A 15,139-nucleotide genomic window follows, 5' to 3' on the forward strand; every position below is an offset into this window, starting at 1 on the left:
TGCGCGGCGGTTGTCCTCAAACGCCGGACGGGCTTGATGTGGCCGGCCCCAGCCCAAACCTGTCCGCCGCCGGCGGCGAACGTAGCCGAAAACCGCCGGCCAGGCGAGAGGTCAGAACACGACGACCGACCGCAGCACATCCCCTTCGTGCATCCGCTCGAACGCCTTCTCCACGTCCTCCAGCCCGATCGTCTCGGTCACGAACGCCCCGAGGTCGAGCCGTCCCTGCAGGTGCAGGTCGACGAGCATCGGGAAGTCGCGGGAGGGCAGGCAGTCGCCGTACCAGGAGGACTTCAGCGCGCCACCGCGCCCGAAGACGTCGAGGAGCGGCAGCTCCAGCTTCATTTCGGGGGTGGGCACGCCGACCAGGACGACCGTGCCGGCCAGGTCACGGGCGTAGAAGGCCTGCCGGTAGGTCTCGGGGCGGCCGACCGCCTCGATGACGACGTCCGCGCCGAAACCACCGGTCAGCTCACGGATCGCCTCGACCGGGTCCGTGGTGCGCGAGTTGACCGTGTGGGTGGCGCCCATGGTCAGCGCCGTCTGGAGCTTGCGGTCGTCGATGTCGACGGCGATGATCCGGGCCGCCCCCGCCAGCCGGGAGCCCGCGATGGCCGCGTCGCCCACGCCGCCGCAGCCGATGACGGCGACGGAGTCGCCACGGCCGACCTGTCCGGTGTTGATCGCCGCGCCGATGCCCGCCATGACGCCGCAGCCGAGCAGCCCGGCGACCGCCGGGGAGACGGCGGGGTCGACCTTCGTGCACTGTCCGGCGGCGACCAGCGTCTTCTCGGCGAACGCGCCGATGCCGAGCGCCGGGGACAGCTCGGTACCGTCGGTCAAAGTCATCTTCTGCTTGGCGTTGTGCGTGGCGAAGCAGTACTGCGGGCGGCCGCGCAGACACGCCCGGCACTGGCCACAGACGGCCCGCCAGTTGAGGACGACGAAGTCACCGGGGGCGACCTCGCTCACGCCCTCGCCGACGGCCTCCACGACACCGGCCGCCTCGTGGCCGAGGAGGAAGGGGAAGTCGTCGTTGATGCCGCCCTGCTTGTAGTGCAGATCGGTGTGGCAGACGCCGCACGCCTGGACCTTCACCACGGCCTCGCCGGGGCCCGGGTCCGGCACGACGATCGTCTCCACCCGCACCGGCTGATTCCTGCCGGGTGCGATCACTCCGCGTACTTCCTGCGCCATGGCCGTTCCCCTTCTCGTCGCTGGTCAGTCCACACCGTACGCGCAGCGGGCCGGGCCCGTGGGCAGAGGCCTGACGTGCCGTCACTGCCGCCGGTCGGAGCGGATCTCCGCGCGTAGATTGACGGCGGGGGTCTTCGCGCGTAGACAACTGTTCCTACCGTTCCGCTCACCTGTCCCAGGAGCCCGCACGTGACTCTCTCTTTCTCCTCGAAGCGCGTCCGCATAGCGGCCGCCACCGCCGCCGTGGCCGTCGGCGCCGGTCTGTTCGCGGCCGGTGCGGCCTCCGCCGACCACGCGGCGCCGCGCACGGACAAGGAGATCCCGAACCTCACCAAGGTCACCGACAAGATCAAGGCGTACTACGGCGACACGGTCGACGCGGCGGGCCAGCACTACGCCTCTCCCGACAGCAACTACGCCAAGCAGGTCGCGGACATCGAGAGGAAGGCCAAGGCCCACCTCGAGAACGTCGTGAAGAACAAGGCGAAGAAGGCCAAGCCCGCCATCGTCCTGGACCTGGACGACACGACCCTGCTGACCTACAACTACGAGCTCCAGGTCGGTTTCCACTTCACGCCCGAGTCGCAGGACGCCTATCTGAAGTCCACCGACATGTCCCCGGTCTTCGGCATGCCGAAGCTCGTCAACTGGGCGAAGGCCAAGGGGATCGAGGTCTTCTACGTCACCGGGCGCGGCGAGCACCAGCGTGAGTGGAGCGCGCGCAACCTCAAGAACGTCGGTTACAAGCCCGTCGCCGACCCGGCGCACTTCTTCCTGAAGAACAAGCAGAACCCGCCGGCGTACCTGTCGTGCGGTGCCGCCTGCACGACGGTCGAGTACAAGTCGGGCACGCGGAAGTACATCGAGTCGCAGGGCTACGACATCGTCGCCAACTTCGGCGACCAGCACAGCGACCTGAAGGGCGGGTACGCCGACCGTACGTTCAAGCTGCCGAACCCGATGTACTTCCTCCCGTAGGGTTCGGGTCCGCCGATTCGCGGCCGCGGGCCGTCTTGGCCGCCTGCTGTAACCGAGGGCGGTAGATGGCGGATCACGCCAGCTTCGGCGCAGGTCACGGGTATGCAGGGCAAACCGGTTGGCGAACCTTGAGGGTGATAGTTGGCGGATCACGGAGTAGCCAGCACCCGGTCTGCAGGTGCAGCTGGTCAGCAGGCCTGTCTGCGCAGCAACTCTTCCGCCCCCACTCCCTCCCCGCCGACCGGCGATGGCTGAGCGTCCAGAGCCGGCCGAGCCGGTGGGCGGGCCGGACCCCATACGGCTGCCAGTGCTTCCGCCACCGCGGGAGACAGGCCTCCCCGTCCTGGTGTCCGCGGCTGCTTCGGTTCCCAGTCTTACGCCGACGTCCGGGGAGGACATCGAACGCGACTGGGTGGAGCGCACGGCTGCCGGAGCCGGGTATCTCGGGTGCTGCCCACCTACGCCCAAGTGCGCGCGTACGGGGCCCCGGCGGCCGAGGACAAGAGGAGCGACCCGAGGTGGCTGGCCTTCGCCCACCGCTCCGGGTTCGGCCCCCGCCGCCCCGTGCGGTGGGAGGCCGAAGCCCTGGTGCCGGCCGAGCTCCAGCCTGTTCCTCGCCGCCGTCGCCCCGTACATTGACCCCGGTCGGGGGCGTCCGGGTCACGCAGCGGGCGCAGGCCCTGGCTCGCCGTGGTGTGCTGGCACACCGAGTACATGGGCCTGGCCGTCGGCGAACTGCGCCGCGGTGTCGGCCGCGAGGCGGACGCCGAGGTCCTGGCGCACATCTCCCCGGCCCGCAGCTCGGCGGTCAACTACTACGGCTCGATCACCGTCGACTACGACCGCGAACTCGCTCAGCTCGACGAGAAGGGCCACCGGCCGCTGCGGACCGTGAACGTGGATGAGCCCGGAGCCGGGCTGGAGAGCGGCAGATGGCCCCACCCGCCGACGGGAGGAGGGCGGCCGAGGCCCGCACGGAGGCGTGTTTCACCGGGTCACTTTCGCCGCCGTCTGCTCCGGCCGGCCTCAGCCCACCGCCGTCTTCACGAGCCCGCTGATGAGCTGTTCGTCGGTCGCGGTCAGCTCCTTCAGGGCGTAGGCGGTCGGCCACATGGCACCGTCGTCGAGTGCCGCCTGGTCGCTGAAGCCGAGCGTGGCGTACCTCGACTTGAACTTCTCCGCACTCTGGAAGTGGCAGACGACCTTCCCGTCCCGGGCGTACGCGGGCATCCCGTACCAGAGCTTGGGCGCGAGCTCCGGAGCGGCAGCCTTGATGATCTCGTGGATCCGTTCGGCGAGGACCCGGTCCGCCTCCGGCATCTCGGCAATCTTCGCGAGCACGTCCTGCTCCGCGGCCGCCTCCTTCTCCGCCTTCGACGCGCCGCGCCGCGCCGCCGTCTTCTTCTGCTCGCGTGCGTGCTCCTTCATCGCGGCACGCTCCTCGGCGGTGAATCCGTCGTACTTCTCGGTGGTCGTGCCGGAGCTCTCGGCGGGCGACTTCGTGGACGGCATGGCAGGTTCCTCTCGTACAAGGTGAGACAAGGCGGTGCGGGAATGCGGGGCGGGAGTCAGGACGGCGTGGGGCGGGCTATGCGGCGGCCTCCCAGGCGAAGCCGTCCGGGTCGGTGAAGGTGTCGGCGGTGCCGCCGAGGACGATGCGGTGCGAGCCGGTGCCGTCGGCGGGGACGCCGAGGTCCTTGGCCAGGGCGCGGCGCTTGTACAGCGCCAGCTTGACGGAGCCGGTCGCGCCGGGGGCGAACTCGGCGTACTTGCCGCCGAAGCTCTTGGCCACGGTCAGGCCCCGGTCGACGTAGAACTGCTTGGTGGCCTTCACGTCCTCGACGCCGAGCAGCAGGACCACCTCGTCGATCTCACGGGTGGCCGGGCCGGTGTCCTTCTTAGCTGAGGTCGCGATCTTCCAGATCGTCCCGTCCGGGGCCTGGACGACGCCGCCGTAGCCCCACAGCGACTTCGCGGCGGGCTTCAGCACCGTGGCGCCGGCGTCCACGGCGCCGGCGACGAAGCCGTCGACGGTGGCCGGCCCGGACACCGTCAGCGCCAGGGTGAAGCCGCGGAATCCGGTGGAGTGCGCCTCGGACGCCCGCAGGCGCAGGTACGTATCCACGCCGAAGGCACTGTAGAAGCGGCGGGCGGTCTCAGGGTCGGCCACCTCAAGGGTGACGCACGCGAGGGACGTGTGGGCTCCGGTGGAAGCGGTAGTTGCCATGGTCATCACGCTAGGGGCTGCGCGGCGGCCGGGGCTTCTCGATTCCTGACCGGTCTCGCGACATGCTTCGCCACGCACGCCGGCATCCCCACCACGGTGATCGCCGAGCCCGGCGCGTGGGCCGCGCCCGCGGCATCAATGTCGTCGGGTGCCGCAGCCGCCGCCTGGCGCCGGAAGGCCCCGGGCGGCATGCCGACCAGCTCGGTGAAACGGGTGGTGAACGTTCCCAGCGACGCACAGCCGACCGCGAAGCAGACCTCGGTGACGCTGAGATCGCCCCGCCGTAGCAACGCCGTCGCCCGCTCGATACGACGCGTCATCAGGTACGCGTACGGCGACTCGCTGTACGCGGCACGGAACTGCCGACTCAGGTGCCCAGCGGACATGTGCACGTCGCGGGCGAGCGCCTCCACGTTCAGCGGCTGTGCGTACTCCCGGTCGATCCGGTCGCGGACGCGGCGCAGCCGCGCGAGATCGTCCAAGCGCTGCGCCTGGACGCGTGCACGCCGCCATTCAGGCTTACACATGAGCACCCCCCTCTTATCGTTCATCTTCCCTTGCCATCGACGCCTTCGGGCGTCTGGGGTGCCCGCCGAGGCGGACACACCAGACGCCCGGTGGTGTGGCGGGGTGGACCGGCTCGCCGGACTCGACCAGCCGGTCGGGCAACTACCGGACAGCGGCGGGACGGAGTCCGGGCTCATTGGCCGGTGCAACGAGGCCCCGGAGGCGGCTGGCGGGCGCCATGGCAGGCACATCTGCTCTGGTGCGCCGCCGCGTTTCTCATGGGTGGCCGCGATGTCGGCCCGCACAGCCGCACCGATACCCACAGGGCTCAGCGCAGCTCCTGGATGCGGATCAGGTTGCCCGCGGGGTCGCGGAAGGCGCAGTCGCGCACCCCGTACGGCTGCTCGGTCGGCTCCTGGACAACCTCGGTGTCACCGGCCTGCACCTTCTCGAACGTGGCGTCGAGATCCGGAGTGGCCAGCAGGATCCAGCCGTAGGTGCCCTTGGCCATCATCTCGGTAATCGTGCGGCGCTCGTCCTCCGTAATGCCGGGATCGGCGGCAGGCGGCGCCAGAAGGATCGACGTGCCCGGCTGACCGGCCGGACCAACCGTGATCCAGCGCATCCTGCCCTGCCCGACATCGCTGCGGACCTCGAAGCCGAGAACGTCACGGTAGAAGACGAGCGACGCCTCCGGGTCGTCGTGCGGAAGAGCCGTCGTGTGAATGGTGATCTCCATGGCGAGCAGGCTAGACGCGACTCCGTGGACTGTGCTTCTCCATTCCTGCCCGATCCGGACACGCCCGGACGTTGACGGGTACGTCACGCAGAGCACACTCGCCCCAGCTCCAGTGCACCCGACGCCCCGTCAGCCGCCTTCCAGGAAGGGAATGTATCGCCTTCCTGGAGGGCGGCTCGCGTCACGGGAATGAATGACGACAGAGGCCGCAGCCGTCCAATGAACCCGGACATTCCGGGCGCTGCTGCGGTGCCCACTGCGTCGCCGTGTCCAGCGCCCGTCCGCGCACGCCAGCAGGAGACTGTCGCCCGACAGGCCCGACAGGCGCTCAAACGTTCGATAGTTGAGGTGCTGCAGGCCGAGCCGTACCGCTTCTGGACGGGGCATCGCCTTCGTCTCCGCTGCCTTCGCGTGGCGGCGCTGGGTCAGCGTCGTGCGGTCCGGATCGTAGGCAGACCGGGGCTCACCCGGCAGGGCCCGAGCTGGGTGGCCCTCCCGGAAGCCGGTCTCGGTTTCCAGCACATGCGCTGCCCGCAGCCGGGCCCGCTCCAGCTGGTCCTTGGTCAGGTCGGTCAGTGTCCTCGGCTGCCGGGAGACCGGTGAAGGCCGCCCCGATGCTTCGGCCATCGGGAGGAGCCGCAGGTCACCGTGGTTAATGAGCCAGCGGAACGAGCGGGTCTCCGTTCGGCCGTCGGCGTCCACGAGGACAAGCCGGCCGTGCTGGCCGTGGACCTCTTCGATCGTCCACTCGACCCCGTTGAGCGCGACCCTTCTACCCGGCGCGATCTGCAAGAACCCCCTCGCCGCCATTACGCCGCCCAGATCAGCGAGCTGTCGCGCAGGTCGACGCCGAGTTCACGTCGCCAGAGCAGCCGGATAATATTCGCCCGGCCGACGGAAGGAACGCTGGTCGCGTCCGCCAGCTCGGAGAACGTCATCACGCGCCCCTCCCAGCCGCCGATAGCGGTGAGCAGCTGATCCCTCATGCCCAGCAGATCCCTCGCCGACCGACGGCGCGAGGACAAGTGATCAAGGACGCTCCACACATGCGGGCGCCAGCCCGCGACCACCGAGTACCGCCAGCCGCATGCCGCCGCCACCTCTCTTGCCGCCGCGATCTTCAGCGCATCCTCTTCCATGACCAGCTCCATCGGGCGCACGTCCAGCAGCCACATCCCGCCGCCGATCACGGCCAGAAAGTCCGGGATGTGCCAGGCCTGCCCACCCACGTGCTCGAGGTCCACCGGAACGGCTGCGACAGCACCTCCGATGCCCTCAGGAAGTCCAGCGCGACCAGCAGCCGCATCTCCTCCAACGACTCGAAGCCGTGCTTCCGGCCCGTTGACGCCATCACCTCCAGGCCGGGCCGATGCCGCTGCTTCGCCCGCCACGCGAACCCCCGCACCGGCCGGGACAACAGCACCGGCACGTGAGCCATATCCCGGACGGGCCAACAGACCTCACCGGTACCCACCTGCCACGTCGAACTCCAACGACATGTCCAGCCCTCCCCGAGCCGCAGCCGATCTCGCAGCCGGACATCCCCGTCGTACCCGGTGACAAGATCGTCCAGGTGACTTGAATCCGACGGGATCTTCGCGCTCGCTGCCTCGCTCACTCACCCACAGCAGCGCCCCCGGTCGGCAGCGGGGGCTGGTCCTCGGATCTGATCACAACGCAGCGCTATAAGACCAAGATCCGCCAACTAGCGTGCTCATCCGCCACCTAAAACTCTCGGTCGCACCTGCGGCGGCGGGCGCCCTGCCGCCGATTCGCGCCTGCGGGCCGTCTTGGCCGCCTGCGGCGGCGGGCGCCCTGCGGGCGCGTCCTCAAACGCCGGACGGGCTGATCTGGCTGGGCTCAGGCAAAAGACACAGGCGTCACCGCCTCTTCGGTACCGGTACCCGCATCAGGTCGCGGGCGACCGTCAGTTCGGCGGTGAAGCCCGCCGCCCGGGCCTGGTGTTCGAAGGACGTGGGGTCGGCGTACCGCTGCGAGAAGTGCGTCAGCACCAGGTGGCGGACGCCCGCCTCCGCCGCGACCCGGGCGGCCTGGCCGGCCGTCAGGTGGCCGTGTTCGACGGCGAGCGCTTCGTCCTCGTCGAGGAACGTGGACTCGATGACCAGCAGGTCGCAGCCCCGTGCCAGCTCGTAGACGCCGTCGCACAGCCGGGTGTCCATGATGAAGGCGAACCGCTGCCCGGGCCGCACCTCGCTCACCTCGTCCAGCGTGACGCCCCCGACGACGCCCTCGCGCTGGAGCCGGCCCACGTCCGGCCCGGCGATCCCGCGTTCCGCCAGCAGCGCGGGCAGCATCCGGCGCCCGTCGGGCTCCACCAGGCGGTAGCCGTAGGACTCGACGGGGTGGGAGAGTCTGCGCGCGTCCAGCGTGTACGCGGGGGCCGCGGCCAGTACCCCGCCGGGCCCGGAGACCGGCTCCTGGGCCAGCTTCACCGTCTCGCGGTAGGCGGTGGCGTACCGCAGCCGGTCGAAGAACCGCTGGCCGCTCGCAGGGTAGTGCGCGGTGACCGGGTGCGGCACCCGGTCGAGGTTGATCCGCTGGATCACCCCGGCGAGGCCCAGGGAGTGGTCGCCGTGGAAGTGGGTGACGCACAGCCGGTTCAGGTCGTGCGCGGCCACCCCCGCGCGCAGCATCTGCCGCTGGGTGCCCTCACCGGGGTCGAAGAGCAGGCCCTCGCCGTCCCAGAGCAGGACGTAGCCGTTGTGGTTACGGTGCCGGGTGGGCACCTGGCTGGCGGTGCCGAGGACGACGAGTTCGCGTACGGACAAGGGACTGCTTTCGTCTGTTCGGTGTGGTGCCGGTGGCTGCGGTCAGCCGGGAGGCCAGTTGAGGCCCCGGCCGCCCAGCACATGGGCGTGCGCGTGGAAGACCGTCTGCCCGGCGCCGGCGCCGGTGTTGAAGACGATGCGGAAGCCCTTCTCGTCCACGCCCTCCCCCGCCGCGACCTGGCCGGCCTCGCGCAGTATGTCCGCGGCGATGCCCGGCTCGGCGGCCGCCAGGGAGGCGGCGTCGGGGTAGTGCGCCTTGGGGATCACCAGGACGTGCGTGGGGGCCTGGGGATTGATGTCACGGAACGCCACGGTGGTTTCGGACTCCCGCACGACGGTCGCCGGCACCTCCCCCGCCACGATCTTGCAGAACAGGCAATCGGCCTGCGGTTCTCCCGCCACCGGTGGGCTCCTCCCGGGTCGTCGGCTCGTACGGTCCGGATGCTACCCGGCTGCCCCCGGAGGGTGACGCGTGCACCACCGCTGCGCGGCGATCGGCCCGACGGGCCCTACTTCCCCTGCTGGGAGCCCTGGTTCCCGCCGTGGTGATCGCCGTGCCCGCCGTCGCCGTTCTTGTCGGTGCACGTCGGGGACGGGTGTGGCGAGGGCTTGCCCTGCCCGCCGCCACCGCCGGTCCGCCCGCAGTCACCGAGGACGCCGCCCGCGAAGACGGTCCTGCCGTCGACCTTCACGGTCAGCGAACCCGTGACGCACGACTGGCCGTTGATGCCGGTGATCCTGCCGAAGGCGATGATCCTCTTGTCCTTGTCGGTCCTGCCCTGGCAGTCGACACCGACGGCGGTCACCTTGCGCTTGCCGTCCTTGTCGGTGCCGCCGTCGGACTCCGCCTTCCCGGTGCAGGTCAGCCAGCGCACGGGGATGTGCTCGTGCTCCAGCTGACGGGTGGCCAGCTGATCGGTGGTGACGGAGACGGTCGCCGTGTCGAGCGCGTCGGAGGGCCGGCAGGCGGCGAGCGCCACGACCGCCGTGCCCGTCAACGCCGCGGCTCCCGTAGCGGACAGCACCCGCCGGCCTCGCAGTCGCCTCAATGCCCTCATAGAGGGAGGTTCCCACTCGCACGGGCGGGGCGGAAGGACGCCTCAGGCCACTCGGAACCGGGCCCGGTGAGGCCCGGTCGAGGCCCTCGTCGGACGGCCCGGTCAGGGGCGACGCCGATTCCCCCGCGAACGACGTCGGCCCCCTTCGCGGAGCTTCCTACGGCAGGTCGTGCCCCGAGGACGCCGGCGGTGATGCCGGGTTCTCCCGGGCGTCCGCCGTACCGCACATCGCCTGCCGTTGCAGCGTCTTCAGCGCGTCGTCGATGGGGTGGTGCTGCGGCTTTCCCGAGGAGTCCGGCTTGTTCCACCTCTGGAGGTTGACGGCGACGGACATCTGACGCTTGCCGTCGGCCCGGGTCAGGGAGATCGTTCCGGCCCCCCAGACCGTCCCGTCGTGGCCCCAGAAAGTGCCGCAGTCCCGGGTGCCGACCTTGTGCAGGCCGAGGCCGTAGTCGATCAGCGTTCCGTCCAGGGCGACGACCGGGACCGTGCGCTGCATCTCGGCCAGCGACGCCCGGCCGACGATCCTGCCGTCGAGCAGCTTGCCGTAGAAACGGTTGAGATCGTCCATGGTCGAGACGAGCGCGGCCCCCGTCCCCGTCCAGGACATGTTGTAGACGCTGTAGTCGCGCGGCGGGTCGATCCCGCCCCACAGGGCCTCGTACATCCGCGAGTGCGGTCCCGTGATGCGCGGCCCGCCGGGGAACCCGGTGCGCCGGAGTCCCGCTCGCTCGATGACGTGCCGGGTGATGTACTCCTCGGCCGTGGTACCGGTGACCCGCTCCAGGAGTTGGCCGAGGAGCAGGTAGTTGGTGTTGGAGTACACCCCCGGAGTGGCTCCCGGTTCGCCCGCGGGAGGCGCGTCGACGCCCATCTTGATCAGCTCGGCGGGACGGAACTGTCTGAACCGGTTGTCGTCCAGGCTCTTGGACGACCTCTCCCCCAGGGAAGGGAACGCGTAGCGGATGTAGTCGGGGAGGCCGCTGGTGTTGTTGAGCAGCATCCGGACCGTGATCTTCCGGCCGCGCTCGCCCGGTACCAGCTCCGGCAGATGGTCGCCGATCGGCGCGTCGAGCCGGATCCGGCCCTGTTCGACCTGCTGCATGATCGCGGCGGCCGTGAAGGTCTTGGTGATGCTGCCGACGCGCTGCCGCATGTCGGGCGTGACGGGACGGCCGGTCGTGACATCGGCGACCCCGGAGGCGCCGCGCCAGGTCCGGCCGGCATCGCGCACCTCGGCGTACACCCCCGGGATGCCGGCGCGGTGGACACCGTCCAGGGCGGACTGCAGCGCGCCGGGGTCGAGGCCGGTCGCGGGGCTCGCGCCGGCGGCCGGGGCGGCCCCCGTCCCCTCGGGTGCGGTGGCTGCCGCCGCCGTGCCCGCGCAGACACTCAGCGCGGCCACGGTTCCCCATATCGCCAGTCGGGTCTTCACGACGTCCGTCCTTTCGTGATCAGTGAGTGGAGTGGCGTGATCAATAGGTGGAGTGGACCGGGGGCTTTCCCCGTGCCGGTCGGCATTTCCGGCTCACGCGGCCAGGCCGCGACGCAGAGCGGCGCCGAGTTCGGCGTTCTGCCGCTGCGAGACGTCGGCGGACAGGATCGCCTGTGATCCGTGGAAGGTTCCGGGCCATTGGTGGAGTTCGACCGACACGCCCGCCCGCATCAGGCGCAACGCGTAGTCGATGCCCTCGTCGCGGTTCGGGCAGAACTCGGCGGTGGCGATGTAGGCCGGGGGCAGGCCGGACAGATCGGCGGCCCGCGCGGGGGCGGCGTAGGGCGTGGCGGGTGCGGGGCCCAGGTAGTGCCGCCAGGCCGTGGCGAGCTTGCCGCGGTCGAACCAGGGCGTGTCGGTGAAGTTCCGCGCCGACCACGTCTCCTGCCGGTCGTCCAGTCCCGGCTGGTTGAGCAGTTGGAAGCGGATGGCCGGCCCCTGCTCGTCGCGCGCCCGCAGGGCGGTCGCGGCGGCGATGTTCGCGCCGGCGCTGTGTCCTCCGACCGCGATCCGCGCCGGGTCGATGCCGAGTTCGTGCGCGTGCTCGGCCGTCCAGGCCAGTACGGCGCAGGCGTCGTCGAGGGCGGCCGGGAACGGGTTTTCGGGCGCCAGTCGGTAGCCCACCGAGATCACCACCGCCCCGGAGAGGCCCGCGATCCGGGCGGCCCAGGGATGCTCGGTGTCCAGGTCGCCGAAGACTCCGCCGCCGCCGTGCAGCCAGACGATGGCGCCTTGCGCCCGGTGCGGGCGGTAGACCCGCACCGCCACGTCCGGGTCGGCGGGCACCGTGCGGTCCTCGACTTCCATGGTGGAGGTGTCCGGTGGCGGCGCCGCGGCGGCACGCTCGGCGAAGTCCTTGCGCGAGGTGACGGGGTCGTTCATGTCGAGTCGGGGGAGGAACGGGAGGAAGGCCTCTAGCTCGGGATCCATGACGACCATCCTCACGGCCGTCACCCGGCGGGTCATCCGCCGTCCGTCGCGCGTCCCACCGCGATGACGCGCCGATCGGCGCACCCCGGTCCTTCTATCCTTCTGCCATGGAAGCACTGGCCGTTCGGCTGTCGGGACTGGATCCGTATGTCGACGGCGCGATCCGCATCGTCGCGTTCTACGACACGCTGATGCGCCGACGGGTGGATCTCCCGGCGCTCGCCCGGGGATCGGCGGGCCTGGCCGAGTGCGTGGCGGGGATCCGGCTGCACGGCACGGGCCGGGTGATCCGCTTCGCGCCGGACGGCGACCGGGCGTGCGCACCGTCGGCCCCCGCGTCCACGACGGCGCCGATCACCCTCGACGAGGAGGAGATCGGCACGGTGTGGCTGGAACGCCCCGGCCCGCCGAACCCCCTCGACGACGTGCTCCTCGACCGGCTCGCCATCGCCGCAGCGGCCGTCGCCGAGCAGTACGGCCCGGCCCGTACCACCATGGCCGACCCCGCCCTCGTCGAACTGGCGATCAGCGCCGACAGCGACGAGGCGGCCCGGGCCCGGGCGCTGCGGCTCCTCGGATTCGCCGCCGGCCTGCCGGTCCGCGTCGTCGCCGTACGGTCCCGGCTTCCGCTCGACGCGATCGGCGGCCTGGTGTGCCCGGGCCGCCCGGTGAAGGCGGCACCGCTCGGCGACGTGGGCGTCATCCTGGCCGCCGCCATCGACACGGCCCGGATTCCGGCGGGCGTCCGCGCGGGCATCGGTGCGGCAGAGAACCCCGCCCTCTCCTGGCGGCAGGCCCGCACCGCCCTCCGCTTCACCAGCCCGCGCGAACCGGTCGTCCGCTACGCCGGCCTGGGCGCGCTGGCGCTGCTGGCCGAGATACCCGAGGAGGCCGCGCGCGACAACCCCGACGTGGCCGCCATCGCCCGGATCTCCGGCAACGCGGACGACATGGAGACGCTGGACGCCTACTGCGTCACCGGCTCCCTGCGCCGGGCCGCCGACGTCCTCCATCTGCACCACAGCAGCGTCGCCCGCCGCATCGAGCAGATCGCGAAGACCCTGGGCATCGAACTCACCGAACCCGCCGGGCTGCTGCGGGTCCGGCTCGCGCTCACCGCGTGGCGGCTGCTCGACGCGTGAGGACGACCGGCCTCGCCACGACGACCGGCCTCACCACGACGATTGGCCTCGCCACGGCGGCGACCACGGGTACGCGGCACCGGGGGCATGCTTGCCGTCGGTACGGACCGGCTTCAGGACCAGCGCCCCGTCCGCCCCAGCAGCAGTGCCGTGGCCGCCGTGCCCGCCGTCGACGTGCGCAGGACGCTCGGGCCCAGGCGGTAGGGCTTGGCCCCCGCTTCGGCGAAGGCGGCCAGCTCCTCCGGGGAGACGCCGCCCTCCGGGCCGACGACCAGGACGATGTTGCCCGTCTGCGGGAGCGGGGCCGTGGCCAGGGGGGCACTGCTGCCCTCCTCGTGGAGGACGGCCGCGAACGCGGCGTCCGCGAGCAGGGTCGATACCTGCTTCGTCGTCAAAAGGTCGGACACCGGCGGGAAGCGCAGACGGCGGGACTGCTTTCCGGCCTCGCGGGCCGTCGCACGCCACTTGCCCAGTGCCTTCAGCCCGCGTTCGCCCTTCCACTGGGTGACGCAACGCGACGCCGACCACGGGACGATCCCGTCGACACCGGTCTCGGTCATGGTCTCGACCGCCAACTCGCCCCGGTCGCCCTTGGGCAGTGCCTGCACGACCGTGATGTGCGGCTGGGGCAGGGGTTCGGAGCGGACCGAGGTGACCGCGACGTCGAGGTGGTCCTTGCCCTCGACGGCGGCCACGGTGCCGAAGGCGCCCGTGCCCGCGCCGTCGGTCAGAACGATCTCCTCGCCCGCCCGCAGACGGCGGACCGAGACCGCGTGCCGCCCTTCCGGGCCGTCGAGGGGGAAGACCGTGCCGGGGAAGACGCCCGTCAGGGAGTCCTCCTCGACCAGGAAGACCGGTGCTGTCATGTCTCGCTCCCTCGCAGTTCACTGCCTCGCGTCAACGACGCCCGTGCCGCGCCCAGTTCGGCGGCCAGGACCTCCACCAGCCGTCCCGCCGGAAGGTCCCGCGCCAGACGGTGGCCCTGCCCCGCCCACAGGGCCATGGCCTGCGGGTCGCCCGCCCGCGCGGCGGCCTTGCGGAGGCCGGACGTCAGATGGTGCACCTGCGGGTACGCGGCCGGGGCGTACGGGCCGTGCTCACGGATGAAACGGTTCACCAGACCGCGCGCGGGGCGGCCGGAGAAGGCCCGGGTCAGTGTGGTGCGGGTGAACATGGGATCGGTCATGGCCTGTTTGTGCAGGTCATGTGCGCCCGACTCGGGGCAGACCAGGAACGCCGTGCCCAGCTGGGCCGCCGTCGCGCCCGCCGCGAGGACGGCGGCGATCTGGTCGCCGCGCATGAGGCCGCCCGCCGCGATCAGTGGGACGGTCACCGCGTCGCGGACCTCCGCGAGGAGCGCGAGCAGTCCGGTGCCCGCCCCGTCCGCCCCGTCGTCGTGGTGGGTGCCCTGGTGGCCGCCGGCCTCGACGCCCTGGACGCAGACCGCGTCGGCGCCCGCCCGCTGCGCGGCCCGCGCCTCGGCGGCCGAGGTGGCCGTCACCGCGGTGCGCGTGCCGACCCCGGCGAGGGCCGCCAGGACCTCGGGGTCCGGGCAGCCGAAGTGGAAGGAGACCACCGCGACGGGATCTTCCAGGAGGACCGCGAGCTTGGCCTCGTAGGCGTCGTCACGGCTCTGGCCGGGCTCACCGAGCGGTGCCTCGTACCGGGCGCTCTCGTCGGTGAGCCGTTGCCCGTAGGCGTCCACGGCGGCCTGGTCGGTCACGGGCGGCTGTGGCAGGAAGAGGTTCACACCGAAGGGGCGGCCGGTCCTGGCCCGCGTGTCCGCGATCTCCTCGCGCATCGCCGTCGGCGTCTTGTACCCGGCGGCGAGAAAGCCGAGGCCACCGGCCTCGGAGACCGCTGCGGCGAGCGCGGGGCACGAGGCGCCGCCCGCCATGGGGGCCTGCACGACCGGATACCGGAACAGGCCCGTCAGCGCCGCGGCCCCCCTGGAGTCAAAAGCCATGACCACATCGTGTCACGCCCCGCGCACGGCGCCGAATCGAACCCGGCCGGGCCCCGGGCCGGGGGCGCCCCCCGACTCCACCCGTACGGGTGGGGCCCATCGGCCGCGCCC

16 protein-coding genes are annotated in these 15,139 nt (G+C 71.5%); 2 read left to right on the forward strand and 14 right to left on the reverse strand.

Annotation, left to right across the window (positions count from 1 at the left end; translation table 11 throughout):
* Positions 1-111: 111 nt before the first annotated feature.
* Positions 112-1,197: an S-(hydroxymethyl)mycothiol dehydrogenase gene (locus ACZ6MA_RS03175; protein ID WP_469430611.1), complete on the reverse strand. Its 1,086-nt coding sequence runs from the start codon at positions 1,195-1,197 to the stop codon at positions 112-114.
* 189 nt (positions 1,198-1,386) lie between these two features.
* Between ACZ6MA_RS03175 and ACZ6MA_RS03180 the strand changes: the two genes are divergently transcribed.
* Positions 1,387-2,175, forward strand: coding sequence for an HAD family acid phosphatase (locus ACZ6MA_RS03180; RefSeq protein WP_469430613.1), 789 nt, complete (start codon positions 1,387-1,389; stop codon positions 2,173-2,175).
* Between the two features lie 1,026 nt (positions 2,176-3,201).
* Here ACZ6MA_RS03180 and ACZ6MA_RS03185 read toward each other — a convergent pair.
* The 11 genes from ACZ6MA_RS03185 to ACZ6MA_RS03235 all read right to left on the reverse strand — a co-directional run bounded on the left by ACZ6MA_RS03185 (position 3,202) and on the right by ACZ6MA_RS03235 (position 11,920).
* Entirely contained in the window at positions 3,202-3,687 is a 486-nt protein-coding gene (locus ACZ6MA_RS03185) for an iron chaperone (protein ID WP_469430615.1), read from the reverse strand.
* A gap of 76 nt (positions 3,688-3,763) precedes the next feature.
* Entirely contained in the window at positions 3,764-4,402 is a 639-nt protein-coding gene (locus tag ACZ6MA_RS03190; RefSeq protein ID WP_469430617.1) for a glyoxalase, read from the reverse strand.
* A gap of 5 nt (positions 4,403-4,407) precedes the next feature.
* Positions 4,408-4,929: a helix-turn-helix transcriptional regulator gene (locus ACZ6MA_RS03195; RefSeq protein ID WP_469430618.1), complete on the reverse strand. Its 522-nt coding sequence runs from the start codon at positions 4,927-4,929 to the stop codon at positions 4,408-4,410.
* A 308-nt stretch (positions 4,930-5,237) separates the two neighbouring features.
* Complete coding sequence (locus ACZ6MA_RS03200) at positions 5,238-5,648, reverse strand: VOC family protein (RefSeq protein ID WP_469430620.1); 411 nt, start codon at positions 5,646-5,648, stop codon at positions 5,238-5,240.
* A gap of 129 nt (positions 5,649-5,777) precedes the next feature.
* Positions 5,778-6,440, reverse strand: a complete 663-nt coding sequence (locus ACZ6MA_RS03205; RefSeq protein WP_469430621.1) for a hypothetical protein — start codon at positions 6,438-6,440, stop codon at positions 5,778-5,780.
* 17 nt (positions 6,441-6,457) lie between these two features.
* A complete protein-coding gene (locus ACZ6MA_RS03210; RefSeq protein ID WP_469430623.1) occupies positions 6,458-6,892 on the reverse strand; it encodes a hypothetical protein in 435 nt (144 codons plus the stop codon).
* A 636-nt stretch (positions 6,893-7,528) separates the two neighbouring features.
* Positions 7,529-8,437 (reverse strand): ribonuclease Z, encoded by a 909-nt coding sequence (locus tag ACZ6MA_RS03215; RefSeq protein ID WP_469430624.1) that lies wholly within the window; start codon positions 8,435-8,437, stop codon positions 7,529-7,531.
* A 42-nt stretch (positions 8,438-8,479) separates the two neighbouring features.
* Positions 8,480-8,839, reverse strand: a complete 360-nt coding sequence (locus ACZ6MA_RS03220; protein ID WP_469430625.1) for a histidine triad nucleotide-binding protein — start codon at positions 8,837-8,839, stop codon at positions 8,480-8,482.
* A 107-nt stretch (positions 8,840-8,946) separates the two neighbouring features.
* Positions 8,947-9,435 (reverse strand): hypothetical protein, encoded by a 489-nt coding sequence (locus ACZ6MA_RS03225; RefSeq protein ID WP_469430627.1) that lies wholly within the window; start codon positions 9,433-9,435, stop codon positions 8,947-8,949.
* 217 nt (positions 9,436-9,652) lie between these two features.
* Positions 9,653-10,786, reverse strand: a complete 1,134-nt coding sequence (locus ACZ6MA_RS03230; RefSeq protein WP_469431181.1) for a serine hydrolase domain-containing protein — start codon at positions 10,784-10,786, stop codon at positions 9,653-9,655.
* Positions 10,787-11,023: 237 nt separating this feature from the next.
* Positions 11,024-11,920: an alpha/beta hydrolase gene (locus ACZ6MA_RS03235; RefSeq protein ID WP_469430628.1), complete on the reverse strand. Its 897-nt coding sequence runs from the start codon at positions 11,918-11,920 to the stop codon at positions 11,024-11,026.
* 107 nt (positions 11,921-12,027) lie between these two features.
* On the opposite strand from ACZ6MA_RS03235, the gene ACZ6MA_RS03240 reads away from it, so the two are divergent.
* Positions 12,028-13,062 carry a helix-turn-helix domain-containing protein gene (locus tag ACZ6MA_RS03240; RefSeq protein ID WP_469430629.1) on the forward strand — a complete coding sequence of 345 codons (1,035 nt, stop codon included), beginning with the start codon at positions 12,028-12,030 and terminating at the stop codon, positions 13,060-13,062.
* 113 nt (positions 13,063-13,175) lie between these two features.
* Here ACZ6MA_RS03240 and ACZ6MA_RS03245 read toward each other — a convergent pair whose 3' ends face one another.
* On the reverse strand, positions 13,176-13,928 hold the full coding sequence (locus tag ACZ6MA_RS03245) for a 16S rRNA (uracil(1498)-N(3))-methyltransferase (RefSeq protein ID WP_469430631.1): 753 nt from the start codon (positions 13,926-13,928) through the stop codon (positions 13,176-13,178).
* Positions 13,925-15,028, reverse strand: a complete 1,104-nt coding sequence (locus tag ACZ6MA_RS03250; protein WP_469430633.1) for a nitronate monooxygenase — start codon at positions 15,026-15,028, stop codon at positions 13,925-13,927. The genes ACZ6MA_RS03245 and ACZ6MA_RS03250 overlap by 4 nt, the downstream gene beginning before the upstream one ends.
* Between the last annotated feature and the right edge of the window lie 111 nt (positions 15,029-15,139).

Source organism: Streptomyces sp. NPDC042259 (assembly GCF_055582085.1).